21 protein-coding genes and 1 riboswitch are annotated in these 26,370 nt (G+C 39.3%); of the genes, 7 read left to right on the forward strand and 14 right to left on the reverse strand.

Annotated features, from left to right (window positions below):
- Nucleotides 1–189: 189 nt before the first annotated feature.
- Nucleotides 190–2,310, reverse strand: coding sequence for a TonB-dependent receptor (locus MUW56_RS08810; protein ID WP_292012832.1), 2,121 nt, complete (start codon nucleotides 2,308–2,310; stop codon nucleotides 190–192).
- Between the two features lie 281 nt (nucleotides 2,311–2,591).
- Complete coding sequence (locus tag MUW56_RS08815) at nucleotides 2,592–3,362, reverse strand: WG repeat-containing protein (RefSeq protein ID WP_292012833.1); 771 nt, start codon at nucleotides 3,360–3,362, stop codon at nucleotides 2,592–2,594.
- A 287-nt stretch (nucleotides 3,363–3,649) separates the two neighbouring features.
- Between MUW56_RS08815 and MUW56_RS08820 the strand changes: the two genes are divergently transcribed.
- Both MUW56_RS08820 and MUW56_RS08825 read left to right on the forward strand, forming a co-directional pair.
- Complete coding sequence (locus MUW56_RS08820; RefSeq protein ID WP_292012834.1) at nucleotides 3,650–6,433, forward strand: bifunctional aconitate hydratase 2/2-methylisocitrate dehydratase; 2,784 nt, start codon at nucleotides 3,650–3,652, stop codon at nucleotides 6,431–6,433.
- Between the two features lie 316 nt (nucleotides 6,434–6,749).
- On the forward strand, nucleotides 6,750–9,017 hold the full coding sequence (locus tag MUW56_RS08825) for an aconitate hydratase (protein WP_292012835.1): 2,268 nt from the start codon (nucleotides 6,750–6,752) through the stop codon (nucleotides 9,015–9,017).
- Nucleotides 9,018–9,209: 192 nt separating this feature from the next.
- On the opposite strand, the gene MUW56_RS08830 is transcribed toward MUW56_RS08825, so the two are convergent.
- Nucleotides 9,210–9,497, reverse strand: a complete 288-nt coding sequence (locus MUW56_RS08830; RefSeq protein WP_292012836.1) for a LytTR family DNA-binding domain-containing protein — start codon at nucleotides 9,495–9,497, stop codon at nucleotides 9,210–9,212.
- 63 nt (nucleotides 9,498–9,560) lie between these two features.
- Here MUW56_RS08830 and MUW56_RS08835 point away from each other — a divergent pair, with 63 nt between their 5' ends.
- Together MUW56_RS08835 and MUW56_RS08840 are read left to right on the forward strand one after the other, a co-directional pair.
- On the forward strand, nucleotides 9,561–9,905 hold the full coding sequence (locus MUW56_RS08835; protein ID WP_292012837.1) for a DUF5694 domain-containing protein: 345 nt from the start codon (nucleotides 9,561–9,563) through the stop codon (nucleotides 9,903–9,905).
- Nucleotides 9,906–9,972: 67 nt separating this feature from the next.
- Entirely contained in the window at nucleotides 9,973–12,201 is a 2,229-nt protein-coding gene (locus MUW56_RS08840; protein WP_292012838.1) for an outer membrane beta-barrel protein, read from the forward strand.
- 181 nt (nucleotides 12,202–12,382) lie between these two features.
- On the opposite strand, the gene MUW56_RS08845 is transcribed toward MUW56_RS08840, so the two are convergent.
- The 11 genes from MUW56_RS08845 to MUW56_RS08895 all read right to left on the reverse strand — a co-directional run bounded on the left by MUW56_RS08845 (nucleotide 12,383) and on the right by MUW56_RS08895 (nucleotide 21,292).
- Nucleotides 12,383–13,093: a HesA/MoeB/ThiF family protein gene (locus MUW56_RS08845; RefSeq protein ID WP_292012839.1), complete on the reverse strand. Its 711-nt coding sequence runs from the start codon at nucleotides 13,091–13,093 to the stop codon at nucleotides 12,383–12,385.
- A gap of 25 nt (nucleotides 13,094–13,118) precedes the next feature.
- The gene (gene thiH, locus MUW56_RS08850) at nucleotides 13,119–14,237 is read right to left on the reverse strand and encodes a 2-iminoacetate synthase ThiH (RefSeq protein WP_292012840.1); all 1,119 of its coding nucleotides are present in this window, start codon (nucleotides 14,235–14,237) and stop codon (nucleotides 13,119–13,121) included.
- A gap of 9 nt (nucleotides 14,238–14,246) precedes the next feature.
- A complete protein-coding gene (locus MUW56_RS08855) occupies nucleotides 14,247–15,023 on the reverse strand; it encodes a thiazole synthase (protein WP_292012841.1) in 777 nt (258 codons plus the stop codon).
- Between the two features lie 79 nt (nucleotides 15,024–15,102).
- Nucleotides 15,103–15,717, reverse strand: coding sequence for a thiamine phosphate synthase (locus MUW56_RS08860; protein ID WP_292012842.1), 615 nt, complete (start codon nucleotides 15,715–15,717; stop codon nucleotides 15,103–15,105).
- A gap of 90 nt (nucleotides 15,718–15,807) precedes the next feature.
- Complete coding sequence (locus tag MUW56_RS08865) at nucleotides 15,808–16,395, reverse strand: thiamine phosphate synthase (protein WP_292012843.1); 588 nt, start codon at nucleotides 16,393–16,395, stop codon at nucleotides 15,808–15,810.
- Nucleotides 16,392–18,203, reverse strand: a complete 1,812-nt coding sequence (gene thiC, locus MUW56_RS08870) for a phosphomethylpyrimidine synthase ThiC (protein ID WP_292012844.1) — start codon at nucleotides 18,201–18,203, stop codon at nucleotides 16,392–16,394. The genes MUW56_RS08865 and thiC overlap by 4 nt, the downstream gene beginning before the upstream one ends.
- 24 nt (nucleotides 18,204–18,227) lie before the next feature.
- A complete protein-coding gene (gene thiS / locus MUW56_RS08875) occupies nucleotides 18,228–18,434 on the reverse strand; it encodes a sulfur carrier protein ThiS (RefSeq protein WP_292012845.1) in 207 nt (68 codons plus the stop codon).
- 57 nt (nucleotides 18,435–18,491) lie between these two features.
- Nucleotides 18,492–18,588, reverse strand: a riboswitch (TPP riboswitch).
- A 105-nt stretch (nucleotides 18,589–18,693) separates the two neighbouring features.
- Nucleotides 18,694–19,368 carry an RluA family pseudouridine synthase gene (locus tag MUW56_RS08880; protein ID WP_292012846.1) on the reverse strand — a complete coding sequence of 225 codons (675 nt, stop codon included), beginning with the start codon at nucleotides 19,366–19,368 and terminating at the stop codon, nucleotides 18,694–18,696.
- Nucleotides 19,369–19,379: 11 nt separating this feature from the next.
- The gene (locus MUW56_RS08885; RefSeq protein WP_292012847.1) at nucleotides 19,380–19,697 is read right to left on the reverse strand and encodes a hypothetical protein; all 318 of its coding nucleotides are present in this window, start codon (nucleotides 19,695–19,697) and stop codon (nucleotides 19,380–19,382) included.
- 3 nt (nucleotides 19,698–19,700) lie between these two features.
- Nucleotides 19,701–20,516 carry a 3-methyl-2-oxobutanoate hydroxymethyltransferase gene (gene panB / locus MUW56_RS08890; protein WP_292012848.1) on the reverse strand — a complete coding sequence of 272 codons (816 nt, stop codon included), beginning with the start codon at nucleotides 20,514–20,516 and terminating at the stop codon, nucleotides 19,701–19,703.
- 62 nt (nucleotides 20,517–20,578) lie between these two features.
- Nucleotides 20,579–21,292, reverse strand: coding sequence for a Crp/Fnr family transcriptional regulator (locus tag MUW56_RS08895; protein ID WP_034692595.1), 714 nt, complete (start codon nucleotides 21,290–21,292; stop codon nucleotides 20,579–20,581).
- Nucleotides 21,293–21,381: 89 nt separating this feature from the next.
- Here MUW56_RS08895 and MUW56_RS08900 point away from each other — a divergent pair, with 89 nt between their 5' ends.
- The 3 genes from MUW56_RS08900 to ccoN all read left to right on the forward strand — a co-directional run bounded on the left by MUW56_RS08900 (nucleotide 21,382) and on the right by ccoN (nucleotide 26,365).
- The gene (locus MUW56_RS08900; protein WP_292012849.1) at nucleotides 21,382–23,760 is read left to right on the forward strand and encodes a heavy metal translocating P-type ATPase metal-binding domain-containing protein; all 2,379 of its coding nucleotides are present in this window, start codon (nucleotides 21,382–21,384) and stop codon (nucleotides 23,758–23,760) included.
- A 109-nt stretch (nucleotides 23,761–23,869) separates the two neighbouring features.
- Nucleotides 23,870–24,082 carry a cbb3-type cytochrome oxidase assembly protein CcoS gene (ccoS, locus tag MUW56_RS08905; RefSeq protein ID WP_292012850.1) on the forward strand — a complete coding sequence of 71 codons (213 nt, stop codon included), beginning with the start codon at nucleotides 23,870–23,872 and terminating at the stop codon, nucleotides 24,080–24,082.
- Between the two features lie 21 nt (nucleotides 24,083–24,103).
- Nucleotides 24,104–26,365 carry a cytochrome-c oxidase, cbb3-type subunit I gene (gene ccoN, locus MUW56_RS08910; RefSeq protein WP_292012851.1) on the forward strand — a complete coding sequence of 754 codons (2,262 nt, stop codon included), beginning with the start codon at nucleotides 24,104–24,106 and terminating at the stop codon, nucleotides 26,363–26,365.
- The last annotated feature ends 5 nt before the right edge of the window (nucleotides 26,366–26,370 follow it).

The raw sequence follows: 26,370 nt of genomic DNA on the forward strand, positions 1-26,370 counted from the left end.
ACTTTTTCATGACTTTTTAGAACATTTAATTTGATATAAAAAAAGACTGCCGGAACAGTCTTTACTTATTCTATACTAAAATCGGTGCAATGCTCATTATATTTAATCCTTTTAAAGGATAAAAGGCAAATTTACAAATTCACTTATCAGCCTATTTTTGCCTTTCCGGCTATCTTTATTCTTTCCTCATTATTGAATCTTCCAGCTGATCCCGAACATAAAATTGGTCCCTGCCTGAGAAAAATAATATGGTGCTCCGTCATAAACAGCTCCGTTATTGACGTATTTTCTATTGAAAAGGTTATTAACCAATAATTTTAAAGCAATATCATTATGGGCGATTTTAAACTGATACTGTGCATTAAAATCTGTTAGAAAATAATCCTTCAGCTGAAGATTTTTATCCTCAGTATTATCCAGATACTGTTTTCCTACATATTGATTCATTAAAGCAAACTGAAAGTTCCCGGAAGGATTGAATTTAATTCCGAGATTAGCAATAACATCGGGAGAGAAAGAGATCTGTGTATTTCCAAGATTCCTGATTTCTTTCTTATTATTGATATTAAAGTCCTGATTTCTATTTTGGCTTACACTGACATTTCCTGAAAGCTCCCATTGTGTAGAAAGCTTGGCCAAAGCACCAATCTCGATCCCTCTTCTGTAACTTTTCCCTGAGTTGGTTCTGATAAATGCCCCCACGTTGTTAAGCTCTCCATTTAATACCAACTGATTGACATAATACATATAATAAAGGTTGGCCGTTACGGATACCATGCCAAACTGTTTTTCGATACCCGCTTCAAAATCATGAAGTTTTTCTGCTTTTACAGTATTATCACTCATCAGGTCATCCCTGTTCGGCTCACGTTGGGCATGAGCATAAGAAAGAAAAACTTTACCGTTACCGATTTTATAATTTACGCCGGCCTTCGGGTTAAAGAAGAACCAGTTTTTATCAAGATTTCCTCCTTCTCCATCGCCTTCTGTCAGGATTTTTGTATTATAATCTATATTTCGGATCTGAAGGTCTCCGAATAACTCAAAACGGTCCCCTAGTCTCCATAGAGCTTTTGCAAAAGCAGCCAATTCGTTTTTTACAGAACGGTTTCTATAATATTCATACTCATTGATCTGCGGAAAATAGACTCCGGTTACATTTCCAAAGTGCCTTCCATAATACTGGTTGGCTACCGCTCCGAAATTAAGATCCACCGACTCCAATTTTCCGTAAAGAGTAGAAACAATTCCATAGAAATCATTGTTCAGCCATTTTTTTCTGATAAAATCTGAATAGGCAACGGCCTGCCCGTTTTCATTGATATCAGGCAGATTATATCTAGCAAAAGGATCTCCCTGTTTATAATTTTCATAATATCCTTTTCCTTTGGTGTAATGAAGGGTCGTTTCAAGATTCCATCGGTCATTAATTCCCTGTTCCCAAAGTAGCTGATAATGATTTTGCCTGTAATTATCGGTTTCATTGTCATAGAAACCAATGATGTTTTTCCAGTCTGCATCATAGATCGCCCCGGAATAATTAAATTTAGGATCCGTTTCCCAGGTTTTTCTATCGATCCCATTCCAGGCCTGATAGGTTTTTTCCTTGCCACCAAAAGCCATGAAGCGGATTTTAGTGTTTTTCTCTTCAAATAAGGCGGTGAAGTTATATGAATTGAGTTTTGAAGAGGCCCTGTCGATATATCCGTCCGACTGGATATGGGTATAACGTCCCATTACCGAGAGTCTGTTTTTCCAGAATTTCCCGCTACCTGCCTCAGCAGAATACTTGTACGTATTAAATGATCCGTAGCTGTCATCAGTCTTAAAGTACATCTTTTCCTCCGGCTCTTTAGAAATCACGTTGATACTGGCTCCAAACGCAGAAACTCCATTATTAGAAGTCCCAACTCCTCTCTGGATAACGATCTGTGACGCTGAGCTGGTAAGATCCGGAACATTGACAAAGAAAGTTCCCTGGCTTTCGGAATCGTTATACGGAACACCGTTCATCATCACATTGATGCCTCTTCCGGCTACCCCACGAATCCTGAATCCCGTATATCCTACACCGTTACCGGCATCCGAAGTAGAAATGACGGAAGTTTGATTTTTCAAAAGAACCGGAAGATCCTGCCCCAGATTTTTACTGTCTAAATCTTTCTGAACATTAATGATTTCCTTTGCTACCGGCAGTCTTTTGGTAAAGCTGACCGTTTCTATTTCCCTGATTTTCAGAGAATCTTTATTTTGAGCCTGGATAAAGGCTACAGAGCTTACACTAAGCCCTAAAAAAAACAATCCTTTCATTCTATAAATCTTTGACATTTAATGAATAAAAGGGGATCGATAAGATATTATACATTTCGACTTATCACGGTCGATGCGTCCCTAAACAGCATTACCTGTTCCAGGTTCATTGGGTATAATCTCAGCCTGTTAAAGCACCCCTTTATTTCAGCTGCAAAATTACAAAAAATATATGAGAATTCAGCTTCAAAATCCGCGGTACATGGGTCAAGATCTGGGAATTAAGCGGCAAATCATTATTTTAAAAAATTACGAGTGATCATGAACCTGTTCATAATTCCCTAGTAGGCTTTATTATTGGCATCGATATAATAATATTCTTTACCGTCTTTTGTTACTTCAAACATTTTGCCCAGTTTCCAGCTGAAATTCCTTTTAATATTGGAATACTCAAAAGGAATAATAATCTTGTTATTGACATCGATCACTCCGAATTTATCATTCTGGGAAGCAACAATCATCGGGTCAGATACATTATCTCCTTCCATAATGTACAGGTACTGATATTGAGGATAAATCTGATACTGTCTGTAATCTGCAGCATTTACGAATTTTGATTTTTCGATAATCCCATAAAAACCATTCAGAACATAAGCCTGAAACAACTGTTGTTTGTACTCTGTAAATTTACATTTCCCAAAATCCGAATCCTTAAATTGATACACTCTTTTTCCGCTCTTATCCACCCGGTAAGAAATCATATCTTTTTCTACTGTGGCATACTTGTCCGTTCCAAATTTTCTGACCTTCTCATTAGGTGAATTCAGGAGATTACAGTCTTCATAAAAAAACACAGCCACATGATATTCCGGCTGAATAATGAATTTTCCGTTTTGGTTGATATATCCAAACTGGTCTCCTTTCTTTTTGGGGATCAGAACAGGAAGATCTTTGTTGATAACCACAAGATCGGGATTTGTCTTAAGCACTGAACTTTCTTTTTTCACAGCCGTCTTAGCATTTTTTTTCACCGGAATTTTCTTTACATACCGGGTCTGCGAGAAAACGAAAATCGAAATAAAAACACACAAAACATTCAGGATATTTTTCATATTCACCATATACTTACAAAAATACGACCAAAAATAGATATTATAAAATTCATATTTATAAAGAATCTAAATAATTTCACTCTCATAAAATAGTAAAATTTCGTAATTTTGGGAACATTTTGAATTGTTTGATAATTTTAAAAAACTTTTAAAAAAGTGTAGATTATGCTGACTTTATTCGGTTAATGTTGCATCAAAATGCGAGAACTCAAAATGTCATTAACTGTATTTATACAGACCGGTAAAGAAAAAGCAGGCCTACCTTTAATGTTGAAAGACCTTCTATTATGAGTATTTATAAGGATTACATCAAAGAGATTGAAGAAAGAAAAATCCAGGGGCTTCATCCAAAGCCAATTGATGGTGCTGAATTGCTAAGTGAAATCATTACACAAATTAAAGATTCAGGTAATGCTGACCGATCGGATTCTCTTAAATTTTTCATTTATAACACACTACCCGGAACAACAAGTGCAGCGGGAGTGAAAGCAAAATTTTTAAAAGAAACTATTCTAGGTGAATCCGTAGTAGAAGAAATTTCCCCGGCCTTTGCCTTTGAATTATTATCTCATATGAAGGGCGGGCCTTCTATCGAAGTGTTGCTAGACCTTGCCTTAGGTAATGATGCAGCTATTGCTAAAGAAGCGGCAAACGTTCTTAAAACACAGGTTTTTCTTTATGAAGCAGATACCAACCGTCTGAAGGAAGCATTCAACAGCGGTAACGAAACTGCAAAAGAAATCATTGAAAGCTACGCAAAAGCTGAATTCTTTACTAAACTTCCTGAAGTTGCTGAAGAAATCAAAGTGGTAACCTATATCGCTGGTGAAGGAGATATCTCTACAGATTTACTTTCTCCGGGTAACCAGGCGCACTCAAGATCTGACCGTGAACTTCATGGTAAATGTATGATCACACCTCAGGCGCAGGAAGAAATTAAAGCCTTACAGGTACAGCATCCTGATGCAAGCGTTATGCTTATCGCTGAAAAAGGAACAATGGGTGTAGGATCATCCAGAATGTCAGGAGTAAACAACGTTGCTCTTTGGACTGGAAAACAGGCCAGCCCATATGTACCATTCGTAAACATTGCTCCAATTGTAGGAGGAACAAACGGTATTTCTCCTATCTTCCTTACAACAGTAGACGTTACCGGAGGTATTGGTATCGACCTTAAAAACTGGGTGAAGAAAGTAGATGAAAACGGAAACCCTGTTCGCAACGAAAACGGTGACGTAGTTCTTGAAGAAGCTTATTCAGTGGCAACAGGAACGATTCTAACGATTAATACAAAAGAAAAGAAATTATATAACGGAGATAAAGAATTGATCGACCTTACCAAATCTTTCACTCCACAAAAGATGGAATTCATCAAAGCGGGAGGATCTTACGCGATCGTATTTGGTAAAAAACTACAGACATTTGCAGCTCAGCTTTTAGGAATTGAAGCGCCTGCTGTTTTTGCTCCGTCAAAAGAAATTTCTCACGAAGGACAAGGACTTACAGCTGTAGAAAAGATTTTCAACAGAAATGCTGTGGGAACAACTCCGGGAAAAGTATTACACGCCGGTTCAGACGTTCGTGTACAGGTAAATATCGTTGGATCTCAGGATACAACAGGTCTTATGACTGCTCAGGAATTGGAATCAATGGCAGCAACAGTGATTTCTCCGGTTGTTGACGGTGCTTACCAGTCAGGATGTCACACTGCTTCTGTTTGGGATAAAAAAGCGCAGGCTAATATTCCGAAACTGATGAAATTCATGAACAAGTTCGGTTTGATTACAGCCCGTGACCCGAAAGGTGAATACCACGCGATGACTGACGTTATCCACAAAGTTCTTAACGACATCACTGTAGACGAGTGGGCCATCATCATCGGAGGTGACTCTCATACAAGAATGTCTAAAGGGGTCGCTTTCGGAGCTGACTCAGGAACTGTTGCGCTAGCATTAGCTACCGGTGAAGCATCCATGCCGATTCCTGAATCTGTAAAAGTAACCTTCAAAGGAAACATGAAAGAACACATGGATTTCCGTGATGTGGTTCATGCAACTCAGGCTCAGATGCTGAAGCAGTTTGGAGGAGAAAACGTATTCCAGGGAAGAATCATTGAGGTTCACATCGGAACACTTCCTGCTGACCAGGCATTTACGTTTACAGACTGGACTGCTGAAATGAAGGCAAAAGCTTCTATCAACATTTCTGAAGATAATACGTTAATCGAATCACTGGAAATTGCAAAAGGCAGAATCCAGATCATGATTGACAAGGGGATGGATAACCACAACAAAGTTCTTCAGGGATTAATTGACAAAGCGGATAAGAGAATCGCAGAGATCAGATCAGGAGAGAAACCTGCCCTGACCCCGGATTCAAATGCTAAATATTATGCTGAAGTAGTGGTAGATCTTGATGCAATCGTTGAGCCAATGATTGCTGACCCGGATGTAAACAATGACGATGTATCGAAGAGATATACCCACGATACCATCAGAGATCTTTCTTACTATGGAGGTGAGAAAAAAGTAGATCTTGGCTTCGTAGGATCCTGTATGGTTCACAAAGGAGACCTTAAGATCGTTTCTCAAATGCTTAGAAACCTTGAAAAGCAAAAAGGGAAGGTAGAATTTAATGCTCCGCTTGTAGTGGCAGCTCCTACTTATAACATCATTGATGAATTAAAAGCAGAAGGAGACTGGGAATTGTTAGAAAAATATTCCGGGTTTGAATTTGATGACAATGCTCCAAAAGGAGAAGCCCGTGTTGAATACAAAAATGTAATGTACCTTGAGCGTCCCGGATGTAACCTTTGTATGGGTAACCAGGAAAAAGCGGCTAAAGGAGATACAGTTTTAGCAACTTCTACCCGTCTTTTCCAGGGAAGAGTGGTGGAAGATTCTGAACGTAAAAAAGGAGAATCTCTGCTTGCTTCAACTCCTGTTGTTGTTCTTTCTGCGATTATTGGAAGAATTCCTAGCATTGACGAGTATAAAGCTGCAGTTGAGGGTATTGACCTTACTACTTTTGTTCCTTCTATTAAAGAATTGACAAGCACAAGCGCTCACTAAAAGATTAATAGATAAATCGCAAGACTATTGAAAATTATATAATTGGAAGATTTTGACCCTTTAGGATTTAAAATCTTCCAATTTTTTGTTTAGAACGTTTCTATTTTAAGATAGTTACGTTTTTTTTTCGATAAAATCGGGAAAATAAATTCTAATTTTTCTTAAATTGAAAGTTATAAAATCTATTGATTTTGGAATCAAAAACATCCCTGTTTATGGATTATAGGAACGTTTTTTGATGTATAAAAAATGATTTTTCTTTTTCACCATCAGAAAAAGAAGCATTAACGGAAAAAGAATAAAACTAAAATACGATATGACTTTTGATATTGATATGATCAAAAAGGTGTATGAGCGTTACCCTGAAAGAATTGCAGCAGCAAGACAAATCGTGGGAAAACCTCTTACCCTTTCAGAAAAAATCCTTTACACCCACCTTTGGGAAGGAAATGCTACACAAGCGTATGAAAGAGGAAACTCTTACGTAGACTTCGCACCAGACAGAGTAGCCATGCAGGATGCCACTGCACAGATGGCGCTTTTACAATTCATGCAGGCAGGAAAGGCTAAAGTAGCTGTTCCTTCTACTGCTCACGCAGATCACCTTATCCAGGCAAAAGTAGGTGCAGATAAAGACTTACAGGAAGGAATCAACAAAAACTCTGAGGTTTTCAACTTCTTAAGTTCTGTATGTGACAAATATGGAATCGGTTTCTGGAAGCCGGGAGCCGGCATTATCCACCAGGTTGTATTAGAGAATTATGCCTTCCCTGGAGGGATGATGATCGGTACAGACTCTCACACGGTAAATGCAGGCGGACTGGGAATGGTAGCGATCGGTGTAGGAGGTGCTGATGCAGTAGACGTAATGGCGGGAATGGCCTGGGAGCTTAAAATGCCAAAATTAATCGGGGTAAAATTAACCGGTAAAATGAATGGATGGACCTCTGCTAAAGACGTCATCTTAAAAGTGGCAGGAATCCTTACCGTAAAAGGAGGTACAGGATGTATCGTAGAATATTTCGGAGAAGGAGCTCAATCTCTTTCAGCGACCGGTAAAGGAACGATCTGTAACATGGGTGCCGAGATCGGAGCGACGACTTCTACCTTCGGATACGATGATTCCATGAGAAGATATCTGGCTGCAACAGGAAGACAGGATGTGGTAGATGCGGCTGATACAATTGCTGAACATTTAACAGGGGATGCTGAAGTATATGCTAAACCGGAACAATATTTTGATCAATTGATCGAAATCAACCTTTCTGAGCTGACCCCTCACTTAAACGGACCTTTTACTCCGGACTTAGCGACTCCAGTTGCTGAATTCAGAGCCAAAGCGGAAGCAAACGGATGGCCGTTAGAGGTTGAATGGGCCCTTATCGGTTCTTGTACCAACTCTTCCTATGAAGATTTATCAAGAGCGGCTTCTATCGTAGAAGATGCGGTAGCAAAAGGAGTAAAACCTAAAGCGATCTTAGGGATCAACCCGGGTTCTGAACAGGTTAAATTCACAGCAGAAAGAGACGGTTTCTTAGATTCTTTCAGAAAATTTGAAAACGCAAGAATCTTTACCAACGCTTGTGGACCATGTATCGGACAGTGGGACAGAGAAGGGGCAGAAAAAGGAGAGAAAAACTCAATCATCCACTCATTCAACAGAAACTTTGCCAAAAGAGCGGACGGTAACCCAAATACTCACGCCTTCGTAGCTTCACCTGAAATGGTAGCGGCTGTTGCGATCTCCGGAAGATTAGATTTCAACCCAATTACTGATACATTAACAAACGAAGCTGGTGAGCAGGTAAAACTTGACGAACCTAAAGGTTTCGAACTTCCGGCAAAGGGATTTGCAGTAGATGATAACGGGTATCAGGCTCCATCTGAGGACGGTTCCAGCGTTGCTGTGAATGTAAGCCCTACTTCAGACAGACTTCAGTTGTTAGAAGAATTCCCGGCTTGGGACGGTAAAAATATAATAGGTGCCAGGGTATTGATCAAAGCTTTCGGAAAATGTACTACCGACCATATTTCCATGGCGGGACCATGGCTGAAATACAGAGGCCACCTGGATAATATCTCCAATAATATGCTGATCGGAGCTGTAAATGCTTACAACATGGAGACGAATAAGGTTAAAAATGAATTAACAGGAGAATACGGTGAAGTACCGGCTGTTCAGAGAGCCTATAAAGCTGCAGGAATTCCAACGATTGTGGTAGGAGACCAAAACTACGGTGAAGGTTCTTCAAGAGAGCATGCTGCGATGGAGCCAAGACATCTTGGGGTGAAAGCCGTACTGGTAAAATCATTTGCAAGAATCCATGAAACCAACCTTAAGAAACAAGGAATGCTTGGAATCACTTTTGCTAATGAGGCAGATTATGACAAAATCCAGGAAGATGACACCGTTAACTTCTTAGATCTTGACCAGTTTGCACCAGGAAAACAACTGACTTTAGAATTCATTCATACAGACGGAACTAAAGACATCATCATGGCCAACCATACTTACAACGATCAGCAAATTGACTGGTTTAAGGCCGGTTCTGCCCTGAACCTGATCAAGCAACAGGAAAAATAAGATTAATTGTTAGATTAATTAATATAAAGGCGGCTTCAATAGAAGTCGTCTTTTTTTGTTGTATTATATTAAAATATCCTCTGCTATGGAAATTTAATAGGGGTAGACTTTAGTCCGCTTTCAAAATCATCTAAACCTTACAGGTTTTAAAAACCTATAAGGTTTAATTTTAATATAAATTTTACGAAAAACTTACTTCAATCTGTCTAAAAGCCCTGCCCTGTAGCTTTCTCCGATGGGAATTTCATGCTTGGGAAGAATAACCTTTTTAGCTCCGATACTTTTGATTTTATCCAGATTAACAATGAAAGACTTATGAACCCGTACACATTTTTCAGAAAGCTGGTCTTCCATTGATTTAAGAGTGTCCAGAACGATAAACTCATTATTTTCCGTCCGGATATTGACATAGTCTTTGATACTTTCAACGTACAGGATCTCATGAAAACCGATGCGATGCCTTTGTCCAGAGGATTTCACAAAAAAATGGGTATTCTCCTCCTGTGGAAAAGAAAATCTTTCCTGAACCTTTAAAACACTCTTTTGAAATCTTTCGAAGGAAACAGGTTTCAGAAGGTAATCGACAACGTTATATTCAAATCCGTTTTAGACACTTTTATGTATATGAATTCAAAAGAAAGCCATCAATATGGATATGGAGCCTATCTGAGCGGAGATTTTACACTGAGAGAATATGACGGCGCAGATATGCTTGCACTGTATTGGTACAGCAGAAATTTAAGAATGTTCCGCAATATTCAAAATATTCCCCACAACAGCGAAGACAGAATTCTTGTTATTGTCGGAAATGGCCATGCGGCAGTATTACGACAGCTTTTCACCTCTTCTGCAGCATATGATTTTACAGAATTCTCATCTTTAAAATAAATAAAAAAGTATCAATTCTGTAACAAAATTTCCTTTTTGGCGTCTAACCGGATAGTAGGAAAACATTATGAAAAAAACTATATTCGCTTTATCGCTATTAACCTCTGCGTTCGTTTTTTCACAGGAAAAAACGAATAACCCGCCTAAAGAAAAACAAATTGACGGAGTGGTCATCACCAAAACTAAAAAAGCCGTTGAACAAAAAGCCGACCGCACCATCTTTGATTTTTCTGAACAGCCTCAGCTGAATAACGGGAATGTTCTGGAAGGAATTAAAAAACTTCCGGGATTGGTATCAACAGATATTGCAGGGATGATGTACCAGGGAAAAATGCTGGAAGTATATCTTAACGGAAGACCTTTGAATATTACATCCAATGAACTGAACTCTTTCCTTGAAGGAATGCCTGCCAATTCTGTAGAGAGAATTGAAGTGATCACCCAGCCCGGCGCTGAATTTCCAGCTACATCCGGAGGTGCGATCATGAATATTATTACCAATAAAAACGCTAATAAATATCTAACCGCTACATATTCAGGGAATTATTCTTTCACGAATTATGATAAATACAGAAGCAGAACGACCAATTCCCTTAATTTAAATGCAAGAAATAAATATTTCGGATGGCAGCTGAATGTTGGGCAGAATTACCGTGAAAGCATGCTTAATGGCCAGCAGGATGAGCTTCTGACAAGCAAAACAGACCGATATGGGCGCGGTTATTTTGCCAAATCAGGATTGACATTTGATTTAGGGCAGGACAGATTGTTATTAAACTACGATATCTATCACAATAATAACGACAATTACACTTTAAGTAACGGCCATGGAGATTTGCCTTTTCAGAATAATCCAAAGGATTTAAGAGAAGCTTTTTATACTTCTTCGGATGTTGCACGTACCAATAACTTGAGACAGGAAGCTGTTGTGACGTATCAGAAACGTTTTGCTGACAAATCTCAAAAACTGGACTTTCAGTTAGGTTATACAAGATCAGACAGTAAATTTGCTCAGGATAATTTCTTCCAGGACGGTACATTTGTAATGCCTACAAACCCGCCAATCAACAGTCCTACGAATGGTTTAAAAGATATTCTGAACAATAAATCTGTGATGAATATTGCCAACTTTAAAGTAGATTATGCTCAACCAATCAAGCTTCTTGATGGAGGAAAAATAAGCTTTGGAGGTTTATATGAAAGACAGGATTATGATACGGAAAGTTTTGGATTAACCAATCTGGAATATCAAAGACAAACAGCTTCTACTTATCTGGAATTTCAGGCTAAACTGAAAAAGTTTGATTTCACATTGGGATCCCGTGCCGAAAACTATGATATTACCGGAGTAACAAGATATTTCGACAAAGATGCAAAGCTGGTAGAAGCTAATTTGATCCCTTTCAATAAATTTAAGCTTTTCCCGAACGCAAGCGTACAATATAATATGATGAATCAGGTTTATATTGCTGCGAATTATAATAAAAAAATCAGCCTGCCAAGTATTTCTGCCTTAAACCCGAATAACGTGACGTTCTCCGGACCAAGTACGGAAGTAAACGGTAACCCTAATCTACAGCCAACAATTTTTGATAATTATGAAATAAAAGTATCCGCTTTTGATTATGCATTTATCGGGTATAGCGTAAGTTCAGCAAGCAATCAGGTGGCACAGATTATCCGAAAAGACGGAAGAAAACTCTTCAACGAACAGGTGAATATTTCGAATATGAAAATTCATAACTTCAATGTTGGACTACCGGTTCCTTTTATGATTTTCAGCAAACCCTTGAACGAAATCATGAAATTCAATTTTAATCCTGATAAAATTAATTTCATGTATTTATATGCAGGTTATCAGAAACATCAAATCGACAATCTGAATAATAAAGGGTTCTGGATTTTCAATATCATGACGCAGATTATTTTGCCTAAAGACATCAAACTGACAGCCAATTACAGTTATCTGACTCCAAAAGCAGGATATTTCTACTTCACAGCAGAAAAACCGTTCAATAACTCATTTGATATTACATTGACGAAGAAGTTGATGAACAACCGTCTGACACTTTCTGTTTTTGCAAATGATATTTTCAACGGACAGATGATGCAGGTACGTTCTAATCCGCCATCAGGAATGCCGGTAATGATCAGCAGCAAATATGACACAAGAAATTTCGGACTTTCCATCAACTATAAAATTCCGACAAAGAATAAACTGGCGAAAGAAGACCCGAATATCCTTAACCAGACTAAAAAAGAAGATAACGGAGGCGTAATGCAGCAGGGACAATAATTCTTCTTTATAACAGAATAAAAATAGGTGTAAAATAATTTACGCCTATTTTTTTATGTGCACTATAGGTTTTGGCTAAAGCCAATAAATGATATTCTAAAAAGTAAAACGGGCTAAAGCCCGTTCCTATTGATATTGAAGTGGTGTTATTGGTGAAAACATTGTGACATTAGTGTTTACATCAAAAATCTATCATCTGAAACCTCCAGTTCATCACATCTACCAAAGTCAGCTGATTCAAGCTCACCGGAAGATCCGTAATAATTTTTAAGGACTGAAGAGCCATCATACTGCCTATTATTCCGGGTAAGGCTCCTAAAACTCCAAGACTGTCACAATCCGGCATATCTTCATCAAAGGGAGGTTCCGGAAATAGATCTCTCAAATTTCTGCTTCCTTTATGGTTAAATACCGCCACCTGTCCTGAAAACCCCAGAATACTTCCGTATATCAATGTTTTTTTCAGTTTCACACAGGTATCATTGACCAGGTATCTTGTGGAAAAGTTGTCTGAGCCATCAACAATAACATCGTACTGAGAAATGATTTCTTCGGCATTATTTTCATTGATTTTATCTTCAATTCCTATGAATGCAACCTGATGATTGAGTTCTTCTACGAATATTTCAGCGCTTTTTACTTTGGATGATCCTACTCTATTTTCAGTATGAATGATCTGCCTGTTCAGATTATGAAGTTCTACCCAGTCAAAATCTGCAACCGCTAAAGTTCCCACTCCTGCCGCCGCCAAATATTGAATAACCGGACTTCCTAGCCCTCCCGCTCCGATAACAAGAACTTTTGAAGCCATTATTCTCCTCTGCCCTTCCATACCAATTTCTTCGATAAATATCTGACGGCTGTATCTTTTGAAAATATCTTTGGCTTTCATACTTCTATTACCATTCTTTTGAGAATTAAAAGCTGCTATAAACAGCATCCCAATCTTTCATGACAGGATCGTAGCCTGTTTTTTTAATCATACTTTTAATCTCTTCCATACTGCGTTCATCACTTGTTTCAAACTGTTCCAGAGATTCCTTATCTACAGAATATCCGCCGGGATTGGTTTTGGAACCCGCACTCATGGCCGTAGCCCCGAGCGATACGATATTATTCCTGAATTTTTCGCTTTCTCTGGTAGAGATCGATATTTCCAGGTCTTCATTCCAGATCCTGTAAGCACAGATCAGCTGGAGCAGATCCTTATCCTCCATGATAAAATTAGGCTCAATAATACCTTCCGCCGGCCTTAATCTTGGGAATGAAACTGAGAATCTGCTTTTCCAATATTGTTTCTGAAGATAATCAATGTGCAGTGCATTGAAGAAACTGTCGACCCGCCAATCCTCAAGCCCCAATAGTACCCCAAGCCCGATTTTATGGATTCCTGCTCTTCCTATTCTATCCGGAGTATCCAATCTAAAGTCAAAATTGGACTTTTTACCTTTCGGATGATATTCCTTATAGACTTCCTGATGATAGGTTTCCTGGTATACCAAAACGGAATGCACCCCTTCTTCATGAAGAAGTTTGTATTCCTCTTCCATTAAAGGCTGAACTTCAATGGAAATATTGGAAAAATGAGGTTTTAACTGACGGACAGCGTTCTGAAAATAGGGAACTCCCACTATTTTATTGGCTTCTCCGCTTACCAGTAACACATGATTCACTCCCATTGATTTCAGAACTGATGTTTCTATCATCAGTTCCGTATCGGACAGTGTTTTTCTTTTCAATTTATTATCAAGACTGAACCCGCAATAGGTACAGATATTCTGACATTCATTACTAAGGTATAAAGGGGCATACAGCTGGATGGTCTTTCCGAAGCGTTTTTGAGTAAGAGCCTGTGTCATTCCTGCCATCCGCTCCAATTCCGGCGATGCAGCTGGTGAAAGCAGATTCAGGAAGTCATCAAGAGTCTTTTTCTTTTTCTGAAGACTGGTATGAACATCAGACAGACTTACGGTGTCAAGCTTTTTCTTTACCTCAGCCCACTGGTATTTTTCAAAAACCTCTTTAAAGCTTTTCATGGTGATGATTTATTCAAATAAAAATGAAGTGAGCGGACTTGAAGCTTCTGCATGGCTGGCAATAGCCCCCAATCCTGATTCAAAAGCTCTCCTTCCGGCAATTACTCCTTCTTTAAAAGCGACAGCCATATTCACCGGATTAGCCGCTACCGCAATCGCGGTATTGACAAGAACGGCATCTGCCCCCATTTCCATTGCTTTCGCAGCGTCTGAAGGCGCTCCTATTCCCGCATCTACTACTACAGGAACATTGCTCTGGCTGATAATGATTTCCAGGAAATCTAAAGTTCGCAGGCCTTTATTTGTTCCGATAGGTGCTCCCAAAGGCATTACCACGGCTGTCCCCACATCTTCAAGGCGTTTACATAATACCGGATCGGCATGAATATAAGGCATTACGATAAATCCTAATTTCGCCAGTTCTTCAGTCGCATAAAGGGTTTCAATAGGATCCGGCAACAGATATTTCGGATCAGGATGAATTTCCAGCTTTACCCAGTCGGTTTCCAGCGCTTCTCTGGCTAGCTGTGCTGCCAATACAGCTTCTTTTGCCGTTCTCGCCCCCGAAGTATTGGGTAAAAGATGAACCTTTGTTTCTCTCAGCGAATCCAGCAGATCATCTTCATGGGAACGGGCATCGATCCTTTTCAAGGCCATAGTCACCATATCAGTTTCTGATGCGGCTACAGATGCGGTCATCTCTCTTAGACTTCCGAATTTTCCTGTTCCTAAAAACAGCCTTGATTCAAAAGTTCTGCCTGCTATTACAAGTTTTTGATTATTCATATCCAACTATTTATTTTTTTCTACAGCCATTCTCTTTTTCATCGGTGCATCTTTGCTGAAAAACTTCGTTAATGGCAATTTATATCATTACTTTTTTAAACTCATTGATGATAGACGGCTGTCTGGTGATCAGTCCTGAAACGGAAACTCCATAGACCCCGATCTCCTGCAGAGGTAAAATATCTTCCAGGGTAATACCGCCAATTGCAAAGATTCTAGGAACCTTTTCTGATCTTCCCTTCAGGACCTCTATGATCTCCCGGTAACCTTCAAATCCCAGGATGGGGCTTAGTTTTTCTTTAGTAGCTGTAAATCTCAGCGGACCCAGGCCTATATAATCACAGGACTCATCCACTCTCTGAAGAACGTCGGATAGTGTATTTGCCGTTCCCCCAATTATTTTTTGAGTGCCTAAAACCTTTCTCGCTTCTTTCACAGATTCATCACCCAACCCTAAATGGACCCCGTCAGCATCAATTTCTTTTGCCAATTGTACATGATCATTGATGATAGAGACTGCCTTATACTCCGAACACAGCTGCCTCGAAATTTCACATAAGCTGATCAGTTCTTTTTCAGGAGCGTTTTTCCACCGCACCTGTATCCATTGCATGCCATGATCTAAGGCCTTACGGATATTGAGTTCCTGCTCTTCTTTTGTAGTTCCCTGTGATATGTATTGTAATCTTTCCATATTTATAATGTACCCCCAGAAAAGAGGAGCTGCTTTTAAAAATTTCTCAATATATCATTTCACTGCCTTGTTAATAACCTGCGGTATTCATTACAGAAGAACATTCTTTCTGCACTTTCTAAAAACATCCAGCGGGTTATTATCTTCCCAAACTGCTCCTAATAAAGCAGCACCGTCTGCTCCTGCATTCAGGGCCTCCCCAATATTACCCTGATCAATTCCTCCCAGAGCAATCAATTTTACGCCGGTATTATTCCTGTGTTTTATCTCCCGGACAACCGTTGAGTTAGCCCCATATCCTTTTTTAGAGATACTTGGAAAGAATGGGCTTATGAAAGCATATTCCCATTCTTTTTCCAAACTATTGTACGAGGTAATGCTATGTACAGAAGTTGAAATGATATTTCCCTCTTTAAAAGGCTTATATTTCTTTTCCTGCCGGTCTTTCTCTCTGACATGAAACCTTGAAATGCCATAATCTTCTCCCAATTCAGAATGAGTATGGAGTACCAATTGAGGATAAAATGACGAATCAATCTTACGGATAAAATCACTCATTTCATTCCGGGTAATCTGAGGTTTTCTGATATGAAGCAGATCAAGCCCTTCCTGAAACATCTGATTAATGATTTCTGTTTCATCCGGAACCATCACCTCAGGAGTAATGACAAGGATCATATATAAATTTCTTTTCCTTTTTCGATGAATTCCTGTGATTTATCCAGCATTCCCTTTTCCGCAGACTCACGAATTTCCTGGGTGATCTTCATTGAGCAGAATTTCGGTCCGCACATCGAACAGAAATGGGCAATTTTTGCTCCTTCTGCCGGAAGTGTCTCATCATGATAAGCTTTGGCTGTTTCAGGATCTAATGAAAGATTGAACTGATCTTCCCATCTGAATTCAAATCTTGCTTTACTTAATGCATTGTCTCTGTATTGTGCTCCCGGGTGTCCTTTGGCCAGATCTGCCGCATGGGCAGCCAGTTTATAAGTAATTACCCCGACTTTTACATCTTCTTTATTCGGCAGTCCTAAATGTTCCTTCGGAGTTACATAGCAAAGCATCGCACAGCCAAACCATCCGATCATCGCTGCCCCGATTCCGGAAGTAATGTGATCGTAACCCGGCGCAATGTCCGTTGTTAAAGGCCCTAAGGTATAAAATGGAGCTTCATGGCATTCTTCCAATTGTTTTTCCATGTTTTCTTTGATCATATGCATCGGAACATGACCTGGTCCTTCAATCATGACCTGGACATTGTGTTTCCATGCAATCTTGGTCAGTTCCCCTAAAGTTTCCAGTTCAGCAAATTGTGCGGCATCATTGGCATCAGCAATAGATCCGGGACGAAGACCGTCTCCAAGAGAAAAAGCCACATCATACTTCTTCATAATCTCACAGATCTCTTCAAAATGAGTGTACAAGAAGCTTTCTTTATGATGAAATAAACACCATTTTGCCATGATAGAACCTCCTCTGGATACAATTCCGGTTACTCTGTTGGCTGTTAAGTGAATATATCTCAACAAAACTCCCGCATGGATAGTGAAATAGGAAACTCCCTGTTCTGCCTGCTCAATAAGGGTATCTCTGAAAATCTCCCATGTCAGGTCTTCCGGAACACCTTTTACTTTTTCCAATGCCTGGTAAATAGGAACAGTACCGATAGGAACCGGACTGTTTCTGATAATCCATTCTCTTGTTTCGTGAATATTTTTCCCGGTAGAAAGGTCCATAATGGTATCTGCTCCCCATCGGCAGGCCCATACCGCTTTTTCTACTTCTTCTTCAATACTGGATGAAACTGCACTGTTTCCGATATTCGCATTAATTTTCACCAGGAAATTCCTTCCGATAATCATCGGCTCACTTTCCGGGTGGTTGATATTATTAGGAATGATCGCTCTTCCGGCAGCAATTTCGTCTCTTACGAACTCCGGAGTAATCTTACTTTTCGGAGTATTGGCTCCAAAACTGTGTCCGGCATGCTGGAAAGCCATTTCTTTTGGGACAGACTCAAGTTGTTCTATGCGCTGGTTTTCCCTGATCGCCACATATTCCATTTCCGGAGTGATGATTCCCTGCTTTGCATAGTAAAGCTGGGTAAGCTCTTTTCCTTCCTGTGCTACTTTAGGTTTATGATCATAGGAAAACCTCAGTTCGTCAAGACGCGGATCTGCCAGGCGGGCTTTTCCGTATTCTGAGGTGATTCCATCCAGAATATTCACATCATTTCTGTCCAGAATCCATTGTTCTCTGACTCTTGGAAGTCCTTTCTGAATATCAATGACTGCATTTTCATCGGTATAAGGACCCGAAGTGTCGTAAATGGTTACCGGCGCATTATGTTCAAAGCCGCCATTGGTAAGTTTGGTCGGGCTAAGCTGTATTTCACGCATTGCTACATGGATAGGATGTAATGTTCCCTCAATATAGATTTTCTTTGAGTTCGGAAATGGCGAACATGTAATGGAGTGGGCCATAAGTTTTGGTATTAAATATATGAATTAACCGCCCTGAGTGGCAGTGATGATTAAAACTGAATCGTTGTTGTTAAGGATGGTTTGCGCCCAGGCTGACAACGGAATAATGCGGTTGTTGACTGCTACAGCAATCCCTTTTTTCTTTCCGGGTAGCTCCATAGCCAATAATGCTTCCAGGTTCTCCGGAAGTATATCAAATGTTTTTCGGGTGTGGTTGATTATAAGTTCCATTCCTAATATTTTAAATACACTTTAGGAATGGCTGTTATTGTACAATAGAATGTACAGCAAAAGTCACCTACTTTTCCCTACGCTGGTATGATCCAGATCAGGTTCAAAGGGTAAAGTCTCAGTCTGTTGATTCCAGACACCCCTAAAGTATGGGACGAAGTTAGGTATTTTTTCAGAATGGGCAAAATAGAATTTCCCATAAACAAAAAATCATCTCAAAAATTGAGATGGTTTTTTTGGGCTAAAGTAAAATTTTTTACTATTCACAAGCTCTCCAAATCGCATCATTCTGAGGAACAGGAGCTATAATTTCAATATTTTCTTTAGTAACAGGATGAATAAATTCCAGTTTCCTTGCGTGAAGGTTGATTCCTCCGTCAGGATTGGAACGCGGAGCTCCGTATTTAAGGTCTCCTTTGATCGGAATACCAGCTTTGGACAGCTGGGCACGGATCTGATGATGTCTTCCGGTCTCCAGATCTATTTCAAGAAGCATATAATTATCGAGTGTTTTAATCACATGGTACGTTAAAATGGCTTCTTTTGCTCCTTCTGTTGCTTTTGGAAAAACAATGGCTTTATTGTTTTTTTCGTTTTTCTTTAAATAATGAATCAGTCGTTGGCTCTGTGGGATCATTTCCTTTCCTACAACCGCCCAATACGTTTTTTTTATCTCACGGTTTTTCACCATCTGGGTAAGGCGGGAAAGCGCTTTGGAGGTTTTGGCATAGATCACCAGGCCGGAAGTCGGGCGGTCTATACGATGAACCAAGCCGAGAAAAACATTTCCCGGCTTAGCATCTCTGATTTTTATAAAATTCTTTATAGATTCTAATAGTGATTCATCGCCGGTTTTATCACCCTGTACAAGTTGACCGACTTTTTTATTAACCACCAGAAGATGGTTATCTTCATATACAATCTGCTCCTTCATACTGATTCTGTCTACCTCTTTCTATTCGACAGTGAAAGAATGATCCCTCCTAAAAGACCTACAGTCTTCACCCATGAAAGGTTAGAACTTTCAGGTAAAAAGGCTCCTATCACACAGATTCCTGCCGCTGCATACATGGCATACACAAAATTTTTATTGGTAAGCGTAGGTGCCTGGATAAAGAAACTGGCTCCTATCAGGATATAAAAAACTTTTCTGGAAAGCAGATGGTTAATTTCCGGAGAAAATAAATTGAACCAGCCTATGGCAAGGCAGATCAATGCTGCAATAGATAGTATTCCCTGGATAGATTGTTGTTGTTGATTCATTAATTAATAACTTTCATTTTGATTTGGAAACTCGACACTTTTTACGTCTTTTACATATTGAGCAACCGCTCCGGTAATTTCAGTATAAAGGTCTAAATATCTTCTTAAGAACTTGGGACTGAATCCTTTGTTCATTCCTACCATGTCATGGTATACCAGAACCTGACCGTCACAGTCTGCACCGGCACCGATTCCTATTGTAGGGATTGAAATACTTTCAGTAACCTTTTTGGCCAAGTCTGCAGGAATTTTTTCCAATACTACAGAGAAGCATCCCAGTTCTTCTAAAAGCTGTGCATCGGCAATCAGTTTTTCTGCTTCTGCTTCCTCTTTTGCTCTTACTTTATAGGTTCCGAATTTATAGATCGACTGTGGGGTAAGCCCTAAATGTCCCATCACAGGAATTCCTGCGTTAATGATCTTTTTGATTGACTTGGAAATCTCTTTCCCGCCTTCGATTTTTACTCCATGGGCCCCGCCTTCTTTCATCATTCTTACCGCAGACTCCAATGCTTTTTCAGGATTACTCTGATACGTTCCGAAAGGCAGATCTGCAATCACCAGGGCTCTGTCGGTTCCTCTTACCACACTTTGAGCATGATAGATCATCTGGTCCAGTGTAATTGGTAATGTAGTTTCAAAACCAGCCATTACATTCGCTGCAGAGTCTCCAATCAAAATAGCATCTACTCCACCGGCATCTACCATTTTTGCTGTGGTAAAATCATATGCGGTAAGCATTGTTATTTTTTCCTTGTCGAATTTCATTTTACGCAAGGTTTCAGTCGTAACTTTTTTAATTTCAGAGTGAACAGACATAATTTATCTATTTTTTAAAAGTTAAAAAGTCGGCCTTTAGCCGACTTACGTTTTGTATGATTTTATAAAACTACGTGACCGAGTTTCATGAGTTTGTCGTGATTTAAGATCTTGATATTTCTTCCGTCCACTTCAATCAGGCTGTCCTGTTTGAATTCGGAGATCAGACGGATGGCACTTTCTGTAGCGGTACCGATGATATTGGCAATTTCTTCTCTGGTTAATGAGATTTTGATAAAGCCTTCAGGATCCACTCCCAGTTTCTGTTCCAAAAGCAGCAATATTTCAGCCAGCCTTTCTCTTACTGTTTTTTGTGCCAGGAAGGTAATGGTATTGGAGGATTCTCCTAATTCGTATGAAATTTTCTGAAGCATTACGAAAGACAGCTGCGGATCTACCTCCAGAAGATACATAAAGATATCTGCGGGTAAGAAAACGCACTCAATATCTGTCATTGCTTCAGCTTTTGCCTGGAAGTTTTCCCCGCAAAGCAAAGAACGATAGCCGATGATATCTCCTTCTTTGATAAATCTTAAAATCTGATCTTTCCCAAAAGCTCCTGATTTCGAAAGTTTGGCAGCACCTTTTTCCAGGACAAATACTCCTTTAGGAGTTTCTCCGTCCTCGAAAATAGTATCGTGTTTCTGAAAACTCAGTTTCTTTTTGCCATTAATGTATTTTTCAAAATCTGCGCTAGAAAGTCTTTCCTTAAATGATTTATCATTAAAAACTCTGGCGAACCTCTCTTCAATTGCTATCTGTTGTTCCTGCGGCATTTTATATGATATTTATCACAAAAATAGAACTTTTTAACACGATAAACAAAAAAAATTGTTATAATTTTGTAGTTCAATATTTTATGGTGGTGAGCGAGAACTGTTTTCATTGTGGTCAAGGTATAGAAAAAGAGAGAATTTTATTTGACGAAAAGACTTTTTGCTGCAATGGCTGTAAGTCTGTCTATGAAATTCTGAATATGAATAATTTAAGTAATTTCTATGAGCTCAATAAAGGAGCCGGAATTCGTCCCAATGATGAAAGCTCCACTCAGTTTGATTACTTGGATACTCCTGAGATTTTTGAAAAAGTCACTGACTTTTCTGAGGGAAACACCAGTCTTGTCACATTCAAAATTCCTGTAATTCATTGTTCCTCTTGTATCTGGCTGCTGGAAAGCCTTCATACTCTGAATAAGCATATTAAGTATTCTCAGGTCAACTTCACCAGGAAGACCTTACAGATCTCATTCAACCATAACGATCTGAAATTAAGCGAACTCGCTAATTTTCTAACCAATTTAGGATACAAGCCCGTTATCAGCCTTGAAACAGCAGAAAAAAATGTGGACCACCTTGACAAATCACTCCTTGTAAAATTTGCCATCGCAGGCTTTGCTTTTGGTAACGGAATGTTTCTGGCATTCCCGGAATACGTAGGAGGTGAAGATTACTGGATGGAACACTATAAAGGGCTCTTCAGAACACTGATGTTCTTACTGGCATGCCCCGTGGTATTCTATTCTGCTTCAGATTACTACAAATCCGCATGGTACGGGTTAAAAAATAAAATCGTTAATATCGACGTTCCTATTGTATTGGGAATATTTGTTCTTTTCGGAAGAAGCATTTATGAAGTCGTGACAGATTACGGCCCTGGATATTTCGATACGCTTTGCGGGCTTCTTTTCTTCATGCTGATGGGAAAAATCTTCCAGAAAAGAACGTACAGCGCCCTTTCGTACGACAGGGATTATAAATCTTTTTATCCGATCGCCGTCACCAAAGTAGATTTTGAAGGAAAACAGGAAAATATCTTACTTTCGGAAGTAAAAGTTGGCGACAGAATTTTAGTTAGAAACCAGGAAATCATTCCGGTAGACGCAATATTGATCAATGGAGAAGGAAATATTGACAACAGCTTTATTACCGGAGAAAGTGAAAGCATCAGCAAACAGCCCGGAGACAAAATTTTTGCCGGCGGTAAACAAATAGGATCCTCTTTAGAACTCGAAGTAATCAAAGATGTAGACCAGAGTTACCTTACCCAGTTATGGAATAAGGAAGCATTTAAAAAGCATGAAACAGGGCTGGACACCCTTACCAATAACATCAGTAAATATTTTACATTCATCATTTTAGGCATCGCTGTTATCTCCGGAATTTATTGGTCATTCATTGATCTATCAAAAATGTTCCAGGTCATTTCAGCTATTTTGATCATCGCCTGCCCATGTGCACTCGCGTTGTCCGCACCCTTTACTTTCGGTCACATTATGAGGATTTTAGGACGAAACAAGTTCTATGTAAAGGACACTTTAACGATTGAAAAAATTGCCAAACTGGATACTATCGTTTTTGACAAGACCGGAACGATTACCCACAGGAAAAAGTCAAACATCAAGTATGACGGCACTGAAATCGGAGAATTTGATTTACTTAATATCAAAACGTTGTTAAAGAACTCCAATCACCCTCTTTCCAAATCATTATATGAATTTATAGAGGTCAGTGATGACTATTTGCCGGTTGAAAACTTCCTGGAGACCTCAGGGAAAGGATATGAAGCGAGCGTAAGAGGAACGCTTTACAAAATAGGATCAGCCCGTTATAACAACCAGGAGCCCAAAAATCTTGAAACTGCTGTTTACATCAGTAAAAATGATCAGTTTTTAGGAAAATTCATCTTCAAAAATGAATACCGCCCTAAGCTTAAAGATCTATTCAAAAAATTAACCAACTACAAAATATTTATCCTGAGTGGCGATAATTCTTCGGAAGAAATGCAGCTCAAGGAGCTTATTCCGAATTACCAGGGAATGGCTTTCAACCAAAGTCCCGAGGACAAACTGAATTACATCAAAGACCTTCAGGACCAGAACATGAAAGTAGCCATGCTCGGGGATGGCTTGAACGATGCAGGAGCTTTAAAACAAAGTAACGTAGGGATAGCAATTGCTGATGACACCAACAGTTTTACCCCTTCTTCGGATGTCATTATGAATGGTGAAAAAGTAGTAACACTGGACCATTATCTGAATGTTTGCAAGGGATCAATCACCATTGTGAAAATGACATTCATAATCAGTTTTTTATACAATATAGTTGGTTTAAGTTACGCAGTTACAGGACATATGCATCCGCTTTTCGCCGCAATCATCATGCCGGCGAGTTCCATAACGGTAGTTACCTTTACTACACTTTCAACCTGGATTTTAGGCCGTAAATATTTTAAAAAACGCGCTTAAAAGCCCTTATTTAGACTGATTTTAAATTAGCTGAAATCGGCATTTCGTGATGAATGTCATTATTTTTCACTAAATTTGAACCCCGAAAATAGGTTAATTTTGTTGTCCAATGGATATTCTATATTTAATGATCCTCTGCAGTGTTTCTTTGGCTGCGATTTTCTTGGTCGTATTTATAGTGTATGCCAAGAAAGGACAGTTTGAAGATGATGAATCTCCGGCTGTCAGAATCCTTTTCGATGATGAAAAAATCAGAGAAGATGATGAAACTGGCGACGAGACTAAAGACGAAAAAGAAATAGGAGAAAATAATAAAAATTGAGAAAAATAGTGAATAGTTGATATGGAAACACAAAAGTTTAGTTATGACAATAGTATTGTCCGTGCGTTCCTTTATGCGACCTTGGTTTTTGGTCTTATAGGATTTACGTTCGGGCTTACGGCGGCATTAATGCTTTTCTACCCTGAATTACCTGAATTCTTTTTCGGGACCGATGACACAACCATTAAAAGTTTGGCATCCGGCAATATTGAAGGGTTAATAAACACTCATGGTGCATTTGGTTTTGGTAGAATCAGAATGTTGCACACCAATACGGTAATCTTTGCATTCGTTTGTAACATTGTTTACACTGGGATTTATTACTCATTACAAAGATTATTAAAAACAAGAATGTACAGTGATACATTGTCTTGGTTACATTTCTGGACTTGGCAGTTTATGATCGTTGCTACGTTCGTTACATTCTTTATGGGGATTAATACCTCTAAGGAATATGCTGAACACGAATGGCCGATCGACATATTGATCACATTCTCATGGGTCATTTTCGGGATCAATATGTTCCTGACTATTTCAAAGAGAAGAGTAAGACACCTTTATGTAGCGATTTGGTTCTATATTGGTACCTGGATCGCTGTAGCAATGCTTCACATCTTCAACAACCTTGAGGTACCTTTATCTTTCACTGGCTGGAAATCTTATTCAGCATATGCAGGAGTAAAAGATGCAATTGTACAGTGGTGGTACGGACACAATGCGGTTGCATTCGTATTGACAACTCCGGTTCTAGGTTTGATGTATTACTTCCTTCCGAAGGCAGCAGACAGACCGGTATTCTCTTATAAACTGTCTATTATTCACTTCTGGTCATTAATTTTCGTATATATCTGGGCTGGTCCTCACCACCTTCAGTATACTGCTCTTCCGGCATGGGCTCAGGCTGTGGGAACAGGTTTCTCCATTATGCTTATTGCACCGTCTTGGGGAGGAATGTTAAACGGTCTTCTTACCTTAAGAGGAGCTTGGGATAAAGTAAGAGAAAATCCTATCCTTAAGTTCTTCGTAGTCGCTGTTACTTGTTATGGTATGGCAACGTTTGAAGGTCCGCTTCTGGCAACTAAAAACATCAACAAAATTGGTCACTTTACAGACTGGGTTATCGGTCACGTACACTTAGGAGCTCTTGGATGGAATGGTTTCATGGCATTCGGGGTTATCTATTATTTGGTACCGATCATGTGGAGAACAAAACTTTGGTCTGTAAAATTAGCTAACTGGCATTTCTGGTTAGGTACATTAGGAATCATTTTCTATGCGGTACCAATGTATATTTCAGGATTTACTCAAGGATTAATGTGGAAGCAGTTCAACCCGGACGGAACCTTATTATGGAAAAACTGGCTGGATACTGTAACGGCGATCATTCCTTACTTTAAAATGAGATTCGTAGGAGGTTTATTCTATATTTCAGGATCTATCCTGATGATCGTTAACGTAATTGCTACGGTAAGAAAAGGATCATTCCAAAAAGAAGTTCCTGCTGAAGCGCCTGCATTGGCCAACATCGGAAACAAACGTAAAGAAGGAGAAGGAACGCACTTATGGCTTGAAAGAATGCCTGTATTATTAGGGATCCTTTCTTTCTTCACCATCTCTATAGGAAGTATGGTGGAAATCATCCCTACGCTATCACTTAAGAAAAGTGTTCCTACCATTTCGGCGGTAAAACCATACTCTCCGCTTGAATTAGAAGGTAGAGATATCTATATCCGTGAAGGATGTAACGCTTGTCACTCTCAAATGGTAAGACCGTTCAGAGATGAGATCGTAAGATTCAACGGGAAAAACGGACAATACTCCAAAGCTGGAGAATTCGTATACGACAGACCATTCCTATGGGGTTCCAAAAGAACAGGACCGGATTTACATAGAGAAGGTGGTAAAAACCCAAGTTCTTGGCATTACAAACACATGTATAACCCAAGATCTACCTCTGCAGGTTCTATCATGCCTCGTTACCCTTGGTTAATTGCTACAGATTTAGACAAGTCTAAAATGGTGGCGAAAATGAAGCTGATGAAGAATGCATTTGATGTACCTTATACCAAGGCTGAAATCGATTCTGCAGACAAATGGGCCAATAACCAATCGGCAAAAATTGTAAAAGATATCTTCTCTGAAGCAAATGACTTGAAAGAGGCATATGCGAAGAGACCTCAGGGAGAATTAGAGAAAAAAGAGATCGTAGCTCTTATTTCTTATCTTCAGAGACTAGGAACTGATATCAAAACAACTGAAATCAAAACAGCAAGTAATAACTAAACATT

Origin of the sequence: Chryseobacterium sp. (assembly GCF_022869225.1) — a bacterium.
Taxonomy (GTDB): Bacteria; Bacteroidota; Bacteroidia; order Flavobacteriales; family Weeksellaceae; genus Chryseobacterium.

What these genes read in the sequence shown, in the direction of transcription:
- ccoS (WP_292012850.1), top strand. Translation starts at nt 23,870, where the DNA reads ATGGATATTCTATATTTAATGATCCTCTGCAGTGTTTCTTTGGCTGCG.
- MUW56_RS08840 (WP_292012838.1), top strand. Translation starts at nt 9,973, where the DNA reads ATGAAAAAAACTATATTCGCTTTATCGCTATTAACCTCTGCGTTCGTT.
- thiS (WP_292012845.1), bottom strand. Translation starts at nt 18,434, where the DNA reads ATGGAACTTATAATCAACCACACCCGAAAAACATTTGATATACTTCCG.
- MUW56_RS08810 (WP_292012832.1), bottom strand. Translation starts at nt 2,310, where the DNA reads ATGAAAGGATTGTTTTTTTTAGGGCTTAGTGTAAGCTCTGTAGCCTTT.
- MUW56_RS08880 (WP_292012846.1), bottom strand. Translation starts at nt 19,368, where the DNA reads ATGAAGGAGCAGATTGTATATGAAGATAACCATCTTCTGGTGGTTAAT.
- MUW56_RS08815 (WP_292012833.1), bottom strand. Translation starts at nt 3,362, where the DNA reads ATGAAAAATATCCTGAATGTTTTGTGTGTTTTTATTTCGATTTTCGTT.
- MUW56_RS08885 (WP_292012847.1), bottom strand. Translation starts at nt 19,697, where the DNA reads ATGAATCAACAACAACAATCTATCCAGGGAATACTATCTATTGCAGCA.
- MUW56_RS08845 (WP_292012839.1), bottom strand. Translation starts at nt 13,093, where the DNA reads ATGAAAGCCAAAGATATTTTCAAAAGATACAGCCGTCAGATATTTATC.
- MUW56_RS08895 (WP_034692595.1), bottom strand. Translation starts at nt 21,292, where the DNA reads ATGCCGCAGGAACAACAGATAGCAATTGAAGAGAGGTTCGCCAGAGTT.
- MUW56_RS08865 (WP_292012843.1), bottom strand. Translation starts at nt 16,395, where the DNA reads ATGATCCTTGTCATTACTCCTGAGGTGATGGTTCCGGATGAAACAGAA.
- thiC (WP_292012844.1), bottom strand. Translation starts at nt 18,203, where the DNA reads ATGGCCCACTCCATTACATGTTCGCCATTTCCGAACTCAAAGAAAATC.
- MUW56_RS08855 (WP_292012841.1), bottom strand. Translation starts at nt 15,023, where the DNA reads ATGAATAATCAAAAACTTGTAATAGCAGGCAGAACTTTTGAATCAAGG.
- MUW56_RS08860 (WP_292012842.1), bottom strand. Translation starts at nt 15,717, where the DNA reads ATGGAAAGATTACAATACATATCACAGGGAACTACAAAAGAAGAGCAG.
- MUW56_RS08825 (WP_292012835.1), top strand. Translation starts at nt 6,750, where the DNA reads ATGACTTTTGATATTGATATGATCAAAAAGGTGTATGAGCGTTACCCT.
- ccoN (WP_292012851.1), top strand. Translation starts at nt 24,104, where the DNA reads ATGGAAACACAAAAGTTTAGTTATGACAATAGTATTGTCCGTGCGTTC.
- thiH (WP_292012840.1), bottom strand. Translation starts at nt 14,237, where the DNA reads ATGAAAAGCTTTAAAGAGGTTTTTGAAAAATACCAGTGGGCTGAGGTA.
- MUW56_RS08820 (WP_292012834.1), top strand. Translation starts at nt 3,650, where the DNA reads ATGAGTATTTATAAGGATTACATCAAAGAGATTGAAGAAAGAAAAATC.
- panB (WP_292012848.1), bottom strand. Translation starts at nt 20,516, where the DNA reads ATGTCTGTTCACTCTGAAATTAAAAAAGTTACGACTGAAACCTTGCGT.